11 protein-coding genes and 3 pseudogenes are annotated in these 13,931 nt (G+C 35.5%); 9 read left to right on the forward strand and 5 right to left on the reverse strand.

The window, feature by feature from the left end; genetic code table 11:
• The 3 genes from ACIFUW_RS13835 (at position 1) to ACIFUW_RS13845 (ending at position 3,157) form a co-directional block, all read left to right on the forward strand.
• On the forward strand, positions 1–1,041 hold the full coding sequence (locus ACIFUW_RS13835; protein WP_002326172.1) for a replication initiator protein A: 1,041 nt from the start codon (positions 1–3) through the stop codon (positions 1,039–1,041).
• An 823-nt stretch (positions 1,042–1,864) separates the two neighbouring features.
• Entirely contained in the window at positions 1,865–2,197 is a 333-nt protein-coding gene (gene traE / locus ACIFUW_RS13840; protein ID WP_002323647.1) for a type IV conjugative transfer system protein TraE, read from the forward strand.
• A 618-nt stretch (positions 2,198–2,815) separates the two neighbouring features.
• A complete protein-coding gene (locus tag ACIFUW_RS13845; protein ID WP_002295674.1) occupies positions 2,816–3,157 on the forward strand; it encodes a DUF5406 family protein in 342 nt (113 codons plus the stop codon).
• A gap of 236 nt (positions 3,158–3,393) precedes the next feature.
• Here ACIFUW_RS13845 and ACIFUW_RS13850 read toward each other — a convergent pair whose 3' ends face one another.
• Positions 3,394–4,644, reverse strand: a complete 1,251-nt coding sequence (locus ACIFUW_RS13850; RefSeq protein WP_002297404.1) for an IS110 family transposase — start codon at positions 4,642–4,644, stop codon at positions 3,394–3,396.
• 409 nt (positions 4,645–5,053) lie between these two features.
• Here ACIFUW_RS13850 and ACIFUW_RS13855 point away from each other — a divergent pair, with 409 nt between their 5' ends.
• The 3 genes and pseudogenes from ACIFUW_RS13855 to ACIFUW_RS13865 all read left to right on the forward strand — a co-directional run.
• The gene (locus tag ACIFUW_RS13855; RefSeq protein ID WP_002295673.1) at positions 5,054–5,293 is read left to right on the forward strand and encodes a hypothetical protein; all 240 of its coding nucleotides are present in this window, start codon (positions 5,054–5,056) and stop codon (positions 5,291–5,293) included.
• A gap of 66 nt (positions 5,294–5,359) precedes the next feature.
• The gene (locus ACIFUW_RS13860) at positions 5,360–5,569 is read left to right on the forward strand and encodes a hypothetical protein (protein ID WP_002295672.1); all 210 of its coding nucleotides are present in this window, start codon (positions 5,360–5,362) and stop codon (positions 5,567–5,569) included.
• A gap of 59 nt (positions 5,570–5,628) precedes the next feature.
• Positions 5,629–6,102, forward strand: a pseudogene (locus ACIFUW_RS13865) (class A sortase); the annotation flags it as partial.
• 56 nt (positions 6,103–6,158) lie between these two features.
• Here the strand turns inward: ACIFUW_RS13865 and ACIFUW_RS13870 are convergent.
• From ACIFUW_RS13870 to ACIFUW_RS13885, 4 genes and pseudogenes are all read right to left on the reverse strand, one after another.
• The gene (locus tag ACIFUW_RS13870) at positions 6,159–6,839 is read right to left on the reverse strand and encodes an IS6-like element IS1216 family transposase (protein ID WP_001015311.1); all 681 of its coding nucleotides are present in this window, start codon (positions 6,837–6,839) and stop codon (positions 6,159–6,161) included.
• Positions 6,840–7,159: 320 nt separating this feature from the next.
• Complete coding sequence (locus tag ACIFUW_RS13875; RefSeq protein ID WP_002302857.1) at positions 7,160–7,702, reverse strand: hypothetical protein; 543 nt, start codon at positions 7,700–7,702, stop codon at positions 7,160–7,162.
• 60 nt (positions 7,703–7,762) lie between these two features.
• A pseudogene (locus ACIFUW_RS13880) lies at positions 7,763–10,082 on the reverse strand (pLS20_p028 family conjugation system transmembrane protein).
• Positions 10,079–10,426: pseudogene (locus ACIFUW_RS13885) on the reverse strand (VirD4-like conjugal transfer protein, CD1115 family); the annotation flags it as partial. The pseudogenes ACIFUW_RS13885 and ACIFUW_RS13880, both read right to left, overlap by 4 nt.
• Positions 10,427–10,496: 70 nt before the next feature.
• On the opposite strand from ACIFUW_RS13885, the gene ACIFUW_RS13890 reads away from it, so the two are divergent.
• The 3 genes from ACIFUW_RS13890 to ACIFUW_RS13900 all read left to right on the forward strand — a co-directional run bounded on the left by ACIFUW_RS13890 (position 10,497) and on the right by ACIFUW_RS13900 (position 13,675).
• Complete coding sequence (locus tag ACIFUW_RS13890; protein ID WP_001015311.1) at positions 10,497–11,177, forward strand: IS6-like element IS1216 family transposase; 681 nt, start codon at positions 10,497–10,499, stop codon at positions 11,175–11,177.
• A 188-nt stretch (positions 11,178–11,365) separates the two neighbouring features.
• Positions 11,366–11,959 (forward strand): hypothetical protein, encoded by a 594-nt coding sequence (locus tag ACIFUW_RS13895; protein ID WP_002302855.1) that lies wholly within the window; start codon positions 11,366–11,368, stop codon positions 11,957–11,959.
• 21 nt (positions 11,960–11,980) lie between these two features.
• Entirely contained in the window at positions 11,981–13,675 is a 1,695-nt protein-coding gene (locus ACIFUW_RS13900; protein ID WP_065305674.1) for an ATPase, read from the forward strand.
• Positions 13,676–13,931 lie beyond the last annotated feature (256 nt).

The following is a 13,931-nucleotide window of genomic DNA, read 5'->3' on the forward strand; positions in this document are numbered from 1 at the left end:
ATGACTGATTTTAAATTTTTTAAGGCGGATAGAGTTTACAACGAATTATTTTATCAATTTCCAAAAGTCTTTATTGTTTCTGACGAATACAAAAAAATGAAAGATTCAACTAAGATTGCCTATATGCTTTTAAAAGCAAGATTAGAGATCGCAATCAGCAAACGGCAAATCGATGAAGAAGGTAATGTTTATTTTACTTATACGACAAATGAACTATGTAGAGTATTAAACTGCCAAAAACAAAAAGCGATAGCAATCAAAAAAGAGTTGGAATCCTTTGGTTTATTATTACAAAAGCAGATGGGATTTAACAAACAGTTAGGGAAAAATAATCCTAATAGACTATATCTAGCAGAATTAAAAGTCTCAGAAAATGATATCTACTTACTCGAAAAATTTGATAGAGAGAATAGGGAAAACGTTGATAAATCAGAGGGTATGAAAATCATACCCACCCTCGACGAAAAATCAGACGCTGAATCCCTTGGGGCTCAAGAGGGTATGAAAATCATACCGTGCCAAAACGTTGATAAATCAGAGGGTATGAAAATCATACCAGAACTTAATAATAATATATTAGACACTAATAGACACAATATAGACACTGAAAAAGACCGCCTACAAGATCAATTGTTGTTAGACAATTTTGAGACAATTATGACAAACGACAGCATTGCTACGTTTGTCCCTGAACGAGTATTAAATTTGATAAAAACATTTTCTTCAAGTTACAGTGAAGCTCAAAAAACCGTCCAGACTATTCATAATGCAAAGAAAAAAGCTGAAATAGAAAGTGATATTTCGATAGTTTTTGAAGAACTCGATAGTTATTATGTCAATGCAGAACAAGAATTATACACGACACTGTTAAAAGCCTATCAAAAATTAAAAACCGAAAAAGTCGAAAATATCCAGAACCTGATTTTTGTCTATGTAAAAAATTGGTTTATCGAAAAACCAATAGCTGCTAAAGTATCAAGTGAAAAACGTTTGAATTATGCAAGCTCCCCAAGCACTATTACGAAAGACTGGTTAGAGTGAAACTTTACTGACAAAGTGATTGTTGCTTCATGGAGTAACATTAAAATTAAAAATTTTTTATTATTCTAATTATATTACGAATATTACAAAATAATAGCTATTTTAATAGAATTTATAAGTTAAAATATTATGATAAAAATCACAAACGTAGCCTTTTACGTCATAAGTGTTAAAAGAAATAATTAATTTCAAATATAGAAAAGGGAACGTATGTTTGCATACTCCTTTTTTTTGAGTTATAATAATACGCGAAGAGAGATAATTTCATTATTTAAACAAGCTAAAAATCTTGATATTACTTCTTTTCAGGCAATACGAATATTATTCGCTTACATTTTTTGTATAAATTTAATTGTCTGCTATGCTTGTGATGAATTGATTTTCGTTTTGCACTTTTGGATGATAAATTTGGACAATTGAAAATACAAAAAAAAGAAAGGCGGTATGAACTCGGAAGGCTGGTAACCTTCGTCAGCGTTCATACACGGCATTAAGATTTGGCCCTTAATGCGTTAACCTTTCAGTGTTACGGTATTACCCGCAATGGATTTAGTATAACAGATATTCAAAAGTGATACCACTTTTTTTGGCTGTGTTAAGGTTAAAAATACGTGATATTACGATGAATCTATGCCTAAGCATAATGTTATAAAAATGTCCGTGTGGCTCTTTGCCGTATGACGAACGCTGAAATTAGAGGGAACGCATGTTTGGATGCGTTCCCTCTTTTTTGTTTGTCATGAACGAAAATCAATTCTCTATTTTTGAAAAATAACAAGAAAAACTTGTTAAAAATATTTAAAGAAATTGGGTGGTTTATTTTATGTCATATACAGGAATTTTGAGTCTCAAAGATATTTGTCACTACGGTAAACGGTGTACCGCTACAGAGAAAATCACGAAGAAACTATCAACTGGCCAAAGTAAAACCGTTGTGCAGTGTAAGAAATATATAATCCAGAAAGACAAAGTCTCAGAGGAAATGATTTATTACATTGGGAAACAAAAGCAAATAATTTTAAAAGATCCTATCCCCTTAAAAGAGCTATATCCAACAATCAAACATGTTTATGACCAAAACGGTGTACTGATTGGTCGAAGAAAAAATGGAGTCTTGCGTTGTACCGCAAAAGGGATGGGGCGTTTGATCGGCTGAATTGATCATTCTCATAACTTGTATTTTATCGTTTTTCGCTTGCTTGAAAATATTGTCGAGACTTCTAAAGGAACTTAGAGTCACTAGAAAAATAAGGAGTAGACTTGATCTATCAACAATTCCCTTCGGGGAGTGACGGGGTAGGTTTTAACGATTGGTAACGTAAAAAATTGGTCAATCGAGTAAATGCGCTTGTTTGGATAGTGGTGAAATGAATTTGTGTAAATAATAAGCGCAGAGTAAACAAGAGGGAATTTAGAAGTTAGACAAGTTAGAATAGCGTCTAGATTAATCATGAGCAGCTACTAAGGGATCTAGACTTTGACGCAAACTCATGGAATAAGGAGTAGGTCTTCTCGTAATGGGGAGGACGCACAAGAAATTGTGTCGTGTGCTGCAGTACATGTAGATACTTGCGAGGACGTTGATTATTGGATCAATCGAGCATTTACCGCTGTCTACTAGGGTTTCTCGTTTCGGACGCCATAAACGAGTCGAAATTTTTTATGTATTTTTAAGTAAACGAAAAACGATAAAATATGAACAAGTCCTGAATAAAGTGAAAAAATTAATATAAAGCATAGAGAAAATGAAATTTACGTAATGGAGGAATGACAAATGAAAAATTATGATCCGAATATACGATTGGGCACACATACTATTAAGGTTTCTTTCCAACGTTGGGATTACAAAGGATTTGTGACGTTTAGAAGGGGCGGAAATTGTAAAGGATTAGATGTTTTAGCATTAGACGAGGATGATTTATACGATCAAACATTGACTGATAATCCAATTGGATTCGGCTTGCTACCTGAAGATGATGAAGGTAATGAATGGTTTAAAATGACGCTTATGAATGATAATGGAGACGAATTATCTGTTGAAGATACTTGGTCATATTTGAGTGATTATATTGTCAGCTTTGAAATCATTGAATTTGTAGCGGATAAAGAAGAATAAAAACTGGAGGAATAAATTTTACAGATAAAGGCTTAGAAGGAGTCACGACGATTAATAAAAAGGTAGTATTACCTTAGGCATTGAGTAAGGAATTTATTTAGTCTAATGGTGATAAGTCAAGATGAAATTTAAGATTTTCTTTATTGAGTAATATGTTTTGAAGCGCACGAAACTAGACCCGATCAAAATCAAATTTTTTTCGGGTTGATTCAAGGATTTGCGTCAATAACGGATTGTTATTTCTCTATCACACTCCTTGGTGGCGTATAGAGTTGGTGTTTACGTAGTAGCGTATCCACCAGACGCGTAAATTTTCTTGCGGTTAGGACGAGTGCACGTTTGTGTTGATGCTTTGGAACCTCCTTATATTTACTTTGATAAAAAGCTTTGTATTCAGGAAGATAATTTTTTACAGAGTTGGCAGCTTCAACTAAGTAGTATCTAAAATATCGATTTCCTTGTTTTGTCAGAGGTGTATTTTGCGACTGATAGTTTCCAGATTGGTTCACTTTCCAACTTAATCCAGCGTATTTTGCCAATTTTGTCTGATCTTCAAATCTTTCGATTTGACCAATTTCAGCGATTAAACCGGCAGCATAGACTTTACCAACGCCTGGAATACTGGTTAAGCATTGATATTCTGGAATGACAACAATTACTTGTTCGATGGCTTTATCTAATTCTTTGATATTTTTTTCAAGTGCTCGTATTTCTCGTACGAGAACACTTAAAACAACATTAATTGATTCTTGTGCAAGAGCACCTAGGCGGTAACTCATGGTAATTGCACGTTGAATTGCTTTAGCGATTTTTTCTGGTTGCTTGAAACGGCCTTTTCCTTTTTCTTGAAGTAAATCACAGAAAGCTTCTAAAGGAAGCTCAGCAAGTTCATCCAATGTGAAATCTTCCGTCATGAGTGAAATGAGGGTTGCACTAAAAAGACTCGTCGATTCGTCTCGCATTTCTCGAGCAAGCGTATTACATTTGTACGTTAGATTTTCAAGAAAATGTTGCTTTGTACGAATCAATTGCTTAATAAGTTGATAGCGAGTACGTGTTAAACGCTGTAAGGCCATGTATTTCTCTTCTTTGATAGGGGAAGTTGTGAATCGTTGAATACGCAAGAAATCAGCGATTCTTAATGCATCGTTTCGATCAGTTTTATTCTCATCAAACATGCGACTAAATTGTTTCACCCGAAAAGGATTTTCAATCGTTACAAGTGTGTTGAGCTTCTTTAGTTTCTCATCTTCATGAAAAAACATGGAAGGATGGAAGCTGTACATGGACGTTGACTCCATGCCAATCACAATTTGATCAAAGTGGTAGCTGTCATTGAATTCAAGAATTGTTTCTCGTATGAATGAAGCACCTTCGATGTCATTGGCAACAGAGATTTCAGATAAGATAGACAATTGATTGTCGTCTGTTAAAAAACAAACATCTAGTTTTTCAGAGCTAACGTCAATACCGACAAATAATTTCATGGAAGAAGGACCTCCTTTCGATATAAATTTTGGAAAATGCTTCGATACTGTGGGATTTCCCAGAAACTCACTGTATAGCCACAACCTCGCCTAATAGAATACGGTGATAAAAGAGCTAGAAGCTGCCTTCCAAACTACTATTTGAAAGTCTAGTCCATTATCGAAACAGCTAATGAGTTGGTAGTGATAACAGTGGTTCGGGTAACAGACTAAACAGGGTAGACAAACGCTACAGGAGGAAATAGCAAATTCCCGTTGGATCCTTTCCATACATCCATTGTACTCTGAGAAATCACACAATATCGAAACAAATTCCGTTAGGAATGTGTTATTCAATAAATTTTATAATCTAGAAACATTTTGAATAAAAACTATTAGACAAATGATATTTTACGAGGAGGAATAGTAGATGGCGCGACCAGTTTTAGAGGCGATGGATATGGATACTTTGACAAAAGGAAGGTATGTACAGCTGTTAGCTCGTGGTTATTCACCTAAAGAAGTATTCAAAGCCTTATCTAAAGGAACAGATATGGAAAAAGAAAGATTGCGAAAAGAATTCGATTATTGGAGAACCCATAATGGAATCAAGGATTTGAAACCAGCACGGCCAGTAATTAAACGAAAGAAAAAGATAACCCAAGACTGAAGTGTAGAGCGTATGTGATCATAGGCTTTTTTATTTTTGCAAAAAACAAGGAAGGTAGGAAAACTCATGAATTATGAAGAAATCGAAAACAGAAAAAAAGTGTCGAAAGAAATGGAAGAAAAGTTACTAAAAACGATGAAGCAAAAACACCTTAAAAGATTATCTGTCGCGCAATATATCAATGATATGCAGTTAACAGGAAAAGAGAAAGCTTGTTTGTTAGGTTCAATGAAAAACTTTGAACAGTTGAGACGAACTTATAGAATTCATTTTTAAAACTTTTTCTATGGAAATGAGAAAAAGTTTTTTTGTTTTGTCTGAAAGGAGGCAGATGGATGAAAAAATGGTTATTTGGTTTTTTAGGAGTCACTTTAATCGTCTTTTGCAGTGTGTTTGGCTATGTTAGCTACCAAAAACATGAAGGAGAGGTGTTTAAGCAAAATATAGAAAAAAAGATGCCCGTAGATCAAATCAATGCACATGCAAAGAGTTATAAGGAGGATGCAACGAACGTCAATAATGATATGTCTTTGGGGCAAATGTTGTCCATACAAAAAGAAGCAATCGAAATGGGCGTCAATAAACAAGTATTTGCACAAATTCAGATTCCTGCACTTGGTTTAGCATTGCCAATTTTTAAAGGGGCAAATCAATACACTTTGAGTCTTGGAGCGGCTACTTATTTTTATGAAGATGCCGAAATGGGCAAAGGAAACTATGTCCTAGCAGGTCATAACATGGAAATGCCAGGTGTTTTATTTTCTGATATTCAAAAGTTGTCATTAGGGGAGGTGATGGACTTAGTTAGTAAGGTTCTGTTGCAAAGTTTTAAATAAAGAATAAAATCCCTTACGGTATCTATGATTTAAGCTGGGATTCCCAATAATACCTTGATTTCAGTACAGACCGAAAACCCGAAGAGAGTGCCTTCTTTTCGGGTTTTCTTATATAATCCTCGGATGGCTTCCATGCCTTTAATCGTGGTAGAGGCAGTGCGTAAACTTCGATAGAATTTATTGCGTCTCTTTACTGGACGATGGTCTTGTTCAATCAAATTATTCAGGTATTTAATGGTACGATGTTCTGTCCCTTGATAAAAGCCGTATTCTTTTAGTTTCTTAAAGGCACTTGTAATAGAGGGGGCTTTATCTGTGACTACAACCTTCGGTTCATCAAACTGCTTCACTAACCGCTTAAGAAAAGCATAGGCTGCTTGTGTGTCCCGTTTTTTACGTAACCAAATATCCAAGGTTAAACCATCTGCATCGATGGCTCGATACAAATAATGCCATTTTCCTTTAATTTTGATGTACGTTTCATCCATTTTCCATGAATAAAAGGATTTTTTATTTTTCTTTTTCCAAATTTGATAGAGTAGTTTGCCATATTCTTGCACCCAACGATAAATCGTCGTATGAGAAACGTTAATGCCACGATCATATAAGATTTCTTGAACTTCACGATAGCTAAGGTTATAACGAAGATAGTAGCCCACGGCTACAATAATCACATCCTGCTGAAATTGCTTTCCTTTAAAATGATTCATCGTCATTCCTCCTGCTATCTTTTTCTATTATTCTACCTTATTTGATAGTAGATTTAAAACTTTGCAACAGAACCATCCATAATTCAAGAGTGCAAAAAAGAGTGGTAAGTGGACAAGATTATTGACTATTTTCGCCCAAAAAAAGCAGCCACCAAGCGTTAATAGATCTAAAAAGAAAAAGGCGAAAAACTTCCATTCCCCACTAAATCTTGGAGGATTTTTCATATGAATGTATTTATCCATAATATAACCATACCCCTTATATTTTGTATTTTTAGAAATAAAAAACACTGTGATTTCTCACAGCGTTTTTCTAAATATTACAACTCTAATTCATTTCCTAAATCACGAGAACGATTTTTTCCTCGTCGTAATTGATAATTCAATTGACGATTTTCTTCTTTTAATTCAACAATTTTTTGTTCCAGATTTCTTTTCTTTTGAATTAAATCATAATTTTGTGCGCGTAATTCTTCATTTTCCAAATGAACTCGTTGCATTTCATCGTTTAATCGATTTACATTCTCCAATGATTCTTGTATCGTTTCTTGCCTAAAATTAAGTGAGCCAAGTTGACGATCTTTTTGTTGTCTTTGCTCTTTCAATTCTGACGATATTTGCTCAACAGAATGAAATATTTCCGTTAATTTTACTGTGAATGTGGGCATAGCATCTTTCAAATAAGTGAATCCTTCTGAAAGGTGTACAATAATGCTTTCGGTATGTGTTTTTTGACCATCTAAAATAGACTGATGATCTTTTTGTAAACTATCCGTATCTTTAAATCCTTTAATAGTCACCACAAATATCGTTAAAAATGCTCCCAGTGCAGTTATAAACGTAGCTATTAAAATATCCTCCACAATTTTCTCCTTTCCATTTTAAACTTGTTTTATAAAGAAAAAGGCCCTTAAATAGGCCTTTTATGGTTTGATATCCTTCAATAGTTGTTCTTTCAATTCATTGTTCCTGTTTTTAGTTTCTCTTGTCACATTTATTTTTGTCGGTGCAGTAAATGCTACGTTTGCTGGTCTGTATCCATTATGAACTTTATTGATTGGCTTAGGTGCAGCTTCTTTTGTCACAATATTTTGAACGGACGCATTCTCTGTTTCACCACTTTCAGCTAAATTGTAAGAAACAGTTGTCAGATTTCCATTTTCAGGCAAACGACTTGATTTCATTTGAACAGTACCCTTTCATTGGTAAATTTTGTGTCTTAGGCAAACCAATTTTCGTTGATTTTTCAGTTCCAACTTCGATGCCATTATCATTTGGCAGATCGATGGAATCCTCATCCGTTTGTACTTCTTGATTTCGTTTTGGTAAATCTGAAATGCGTTTTTCGTTTTCAGAATTAATGTTAGATTTATAACGATATTGTTCTGGATCGGTTTTTGGTAACTGACCATGTTGTCCTTCTTCTGAATCTTTTTCTCCGATCGAATTTTCGTTAGAATGTAACTCATCTTGGTGATCTTTGGCTGAAGGAATCGCTGCACCTTCTTGATTTTCTTTTTCACTTGTTGTATTTGCCTTCACTGCTGCATTGACTTGTCCTTCACCATACGCATCTTTTAGTCCTTCTTTGACTGCTGAAGCTTTTTCTTTTTGTTTTTCTAGTGCTTCGGATGGATTCTTCACAGCTTCAGCAAATTCTTTAGCTCTCGTGCCGTCTAATTTCTCTTCTAAGGTGTCTTTGGCTTTTTCTGTAAGATCTTCAACTGTTCCTTTTAACCCACGTTCATTGACGTAACCAAGACCTTCTGCGGCTTTAGAAACACCATTTTTCGCTTTCCCGAACATTTCGGAAACTGTCTTCTTACTATTAGGTACAGTTGTAGCTTTATCGTCTGATTGTTCTTCCCCGTTATCATGGGTAATATCTTTTCGATGGCCAAATCCATTCTTACGAATATCATTTAAATGGCTTAAACCACTCTTACCAGCACTTGCAAGGTTTTTAGCTCCGCTACCCACATTTTTCGCAATATTTCCTAAGGCAAACATGCTAAGAAGAGAATTGCTGCCGTTTTTCAGACTCGTATCAACACCGAAAATCTTCGTAACCGATTGAGAGCCTTTGAATAGCGCAATAGTTAGCACAATTAAAGCAACAACATACAAGAATCCATTGATCTTTCCTACCGCATGCAAATCACCGATACCTGAAAGCATTAATGTATAGATTCGTAATTCTAAAATCGTAAACGCCAATAACAAGAAGGATTGAGAAATATCTTCTATCGCACTTTTCATCCGTTGTCCTGTCTCAAAGTCCGTTGACGCGGCAATTACTAAATAGAATTTTTTAAATACTAGCTCAATAATGCAAGTAACGATTGTAAACAAAATAAATAAATAGGCTACCGACAAAGAAGATTCCCCAGCCAAAATAATCCCTGGACTACTAATGTATCGACGATAGCCTGACGTATACACATATTTTGCTAAACCTTCATCACTAATTTGAACAGGGATTTCTTTCCCATTATCGTCTAACTCTAGTCGATACTGTAATGCCTTTAACCGATCTTTTTGTACTGTACTAATATCACTTGATTCAGACATTTTCTTAGCTTGATCAGGTGTAATAATCCCATTGATATTCGCTGTTTTGAAATTTTTCGCTGTTAAAGCATTTCTTTTATCTGTTGGTAAGGATTCTACTTTATTCGGGTCAGTCGCTAGTAATGTACTGACATCAATCACATTATTTTGAATAATTTGAAAAGCAGGTGAACCCGTTTTATCTGCTTTATTTGCTGCAGTGACGTCTCCATAAAAGTTTTTACTGATATTTAACCCTTCATCGATTAAAGAACTACCACCAAAAATCAAGATCATGGCCATAAATAAATTAACCAAGATATTTTTGACTTTCGGTGGGTGTTTACTCATAAAAAATTTCAAGCCTAAATAAATTAATGTGACGACACAAAAAAGAGCCAATACCTTACTAATCAAACTTTGAAATAGTTCATTAACACCAGCGGCGTTCAATAAGTCTTTTAAATCAAAGCTTTGATAAATTGTTTTTTCTAATAAAGTATTGAGATTATATAACCCTTTGATCAATCCCCATAAAAAAGTATTACAAATCCAACTGAATACATCTTGATACTGCAGATAATTACCATAATCTTGTAAGACTTTCGTTACGGTTTTGGGATCTGCATCCCCTTCTCCGAATAAACCTGACCACCAGTCGGCTATGCCAGAGAAAATTCCTCCAATGATCATTCTTTCACCGCCTTTTCAGCTTCCAATAACAGCCGTTTCCTAATCATTTCAGAAATTTCTTCATTTTTGATCAACTTTTCAACATATTCTTGAAGACGATCCGTTGCTTGTTCTTCGTAAAATTGAATTAACAATTTTTTAGCCGTCTCATTCTCAAAAGATTGAACGATTTTATAAAACATATTTTCTTCGTTTTTTTCTTCTAATTGATCATGCAGTCCATGATAGAGATTTCTAGCATATTCATCTGGTAGGAAATAATCATAATCAATTTGTAAAGCCTTAAGATCCAAGTCCGCATGTGTACAATGTATGTCTATATCATTGATATCCCACGATGGGTTCTGTTGCAAAGTTTTAAATCTACTATCAAATAAGGTAGAATAATAGAAAAAGATAGCAGGAGGAATGACGATGAATCATTTTAAAGGAAAGCAATTTCAGCAGGATGTGATTATTGTAGCCGTGGGCTACTATCTTCGTTATAACCTTAGCTATCGTGAAGTTCAAGAAATCTTATATGATCGTGGCATTAACGTTTCTCATACGACGATTTATCGTTGGGTGCAAGAATATGGCAAACTACTCTATCAAATTTGGAAAAAGAAAAATAAAAAATCCTTTTATTCATGGAAAATGGATGAAACGTACATCAAAATTAAAGGAAAATGGCATTATTTGTATCGAGCCATCGATGCAGATGGTTTAACCTTGGATATTTGGTTACGTAAAAAACGGGACACACAAGCAGCCTATGCTTTTCTTAAGCGGTTAGTGAAGCAGTTTGATGAACCGAAGGTTGTAGTCACAGATAAAGCCCCCTCTATTACAAGTGCCTTTAAGAAACTAAAAGAATACGGCTTTTATCAAGGGACAGAACATCGTACCATTAAATACCTGAATAATTTGATTGAACAAGACCATCGTCCAGTAAAGAGACGCAATAAATTCTATCGAAGTTTACGCACTGCCTCTACCACGATTAAAGGCATGGAAGCCATTCGAGGATTATATAAGAAAACCCGAAAAGAAGGCACTCTCTTCGGGTTTTCGGTCTGTACTGAAATCAAGGTATTATTGGGAATCCCAGCTTAAATCATAGATACCGTAAGGGATTTTATTCTTTATTTAAAACTTTGCAACAGAACCGGCGACCCTATAATAACCCTGGTCAACGCCAAATTTTTGCGATTATCGAATCTATTTTCTTTACGGATAAGAACCACTATCATGCGTTAGATCCTAACCGAAATTATCATGGTACGTATAAGGAGGATGAATAAATGCGAGTCAAAGGACAAAATTCAGTTGATAAGAAATCCATTTTGCAGTTTGGAAAACCAGAAGAGCGCTCTATCTTGGACTTATTTCCATATAAATCCTGTACAGAAGAGGGAGTCTTAATTACTAGAGAAGATCATTTTCAGCGTTATTATCGTGTCGTTTCCACTGACGTGGAGGGATTAAATGAACAAGAGAAACTAGAACGAATGAATCAGTTGACCACCGTCATGCGTACGTATGTGCCAACAATTAAGTTAGTTAGTTTGACCACAGAGACGGATCTAACGGAACAAATCGTGCAAAAGCGGCAGTTATTAGATAAAAATCGTATGGAACAGTCACTAGGAAGAAATCTACAGCGATTAAGAAAATATGAAAAGAAATTAGTAGAGGAGATCCAGGAATTAAAACGGGCAGAACAAGAACGTCCTGACTTAAGCTTCTTTTTCGTTATTGAAGGAAAGACAATCAAGGATTTACAAACTAGAAATCGTCAGTTAATGCGATCTAGTGGCATTTTAGGGTTAAAACCACTCTACAAAAAAGAATTGATTAAGATTCTTTATCGAATGAACAACATGAATGACGAATAAAAAAGATGGAGGAAATGATTCATGCTAGATGTGATAAAAACAGCTTTTTCAACGCAAAGTAATCAAAAGGTGATTGATCCATTAAAACAACTTGGTAATCGTGAAATAGAGATTTTAAAATCAAAAGGTTATGATTTAGATTTCTTAAAACAAGTGATGCCACAAGGTGGGTTGAATTTTGATGAAGAATATGTGACCTATGGAAATGGTTATTCACGATGTGTGACAGTTTATCATTACACAAAAAATCCTACTCTTTTTTGGTTGGCCAATCTCATGAACAATCCTCATACAGTGGCCACACTAGATGTTAGCACAGATGAAAAGCAAAAAGTGATTGATCAAATCAACCGCGCATTAGATGAATTAAATGATCGATCAGATAATGAACGAAAAGCGACTGACCGAAATAAAAGTGCGGAAGAATACCTGGAACTAGCGGAATATGCCCGAAAATTGACTTCTAATGGGGAAATTTCTAAACAAGTCAAAGTGAGAGTACATGTTTACGGAAATACGATCCAAGAAGTGGATGAACGGGCGCAGGAACTGATCGAAAATCTAAAAGGGATGGATTATCGTGCGGTGACTTATCTGCATAAAACCAAACGAGATTGGCAATCGATGTTTACCATGTTCGATGAACAAGCTGAATGGTTTGGAAATATCAAAGGGCAATCACTTCCATCGTTAAACATTGGCGGAGGATTCCCGTTCCACCACCAAACGCTAAAAGATCCAGGAGGCACACAATATGGGGAAACCATGACAGGCGGCCCATTTGTCTGGAATGCCACGTATAAAAATAGTGTACGTTTATCTACCAATACCTTGCTTCTAGGAATGATGGGAGCTGGTAAATCGACCGTTCTTAAAATGATCGCGGAAGCCCATTTAGCTGCAGGAGACTTTATTTGGGGCTTTGAAAAGGGAAAAGACTTTATTCCTTTCTTAAAGGAATATAACGGTATTATGGTGCGTTTAGACGGATCTGACGGAATGATCAATCCTTTAGAGATATTTGCCACACGGACGTATGATGAAGCATCCAGTTTATATGACGATGGATCAGTCAAAGATTTGAAGATCAATGAAGCAGCGTCCTATCAAACACACTTAGACAAAGTGGTCTATCAGGTACAGTTAGTGAGTCCTCAGCTAAAAGGAACGATGAAAGCAGAATTTAAGACCTACTTAAATCGTTTTTATGAAGAGTATGGAACAGTACCACGCGGCTTTACTTCCTCAAATTCGCGTTCAAATACTGATACGCAAGTCACAGGGAAAGATCCAGAAGCTTATCCGACGTTCAAAGAATTTTTAGCCTTTTTAGGACAACTGGAACTACCAGGGGCTTCCCAAGAGAAAAAGAATCGGAAAGAAGAAATGGAGTCTATCGTGGAATCCTTATGTGAGACTTATGGCATGATTTTTGATGGTCATAGTACGATTCGACACCTTGACCAACAACAGTTGGTCTTTTTTGACATTGACTCTATTACAGGCCTAGATCGAGGGGTACAACAATGTCAGATGTACATGGCCATGACGTTGATTTGGAATCAGGCATTGATTCAAGGACGAAGACAACGACGCTTAATTAAAGAAAAACAAATGGAAGAACAAGACTTCAAACGCTTCTTGGCGATGATTGATGAGTGCCATAATGGTGCGACCTGTTCTGCAGTGAAAAGCTGTGGGTTGCAAGTAGTCTAAAAACTATTGTAATAACTCTTATAACGAGAAGTCAAATGAGTGGGTAACGCCACAAAGGGCTTCCACTGATACTCCGACATGCAACAAGTAGTTTATGCAGACCAACGTTGTGTGAAGCTCGGTGAAGTCGGCTGAAGGATACCGTAAGGTAAAAGAAATAGTGAATACCACGAAAGTTCTCTAGAGGTAAAGGGTGTATCCGATAAGTCGGGTGTCCAAAAAAACTTAATATGGTGAGTATGTACAAACGTACTGA

It is taken from the genome of Enterococcus sp. PLH-Efm8 (assembly GCF_053011625.1).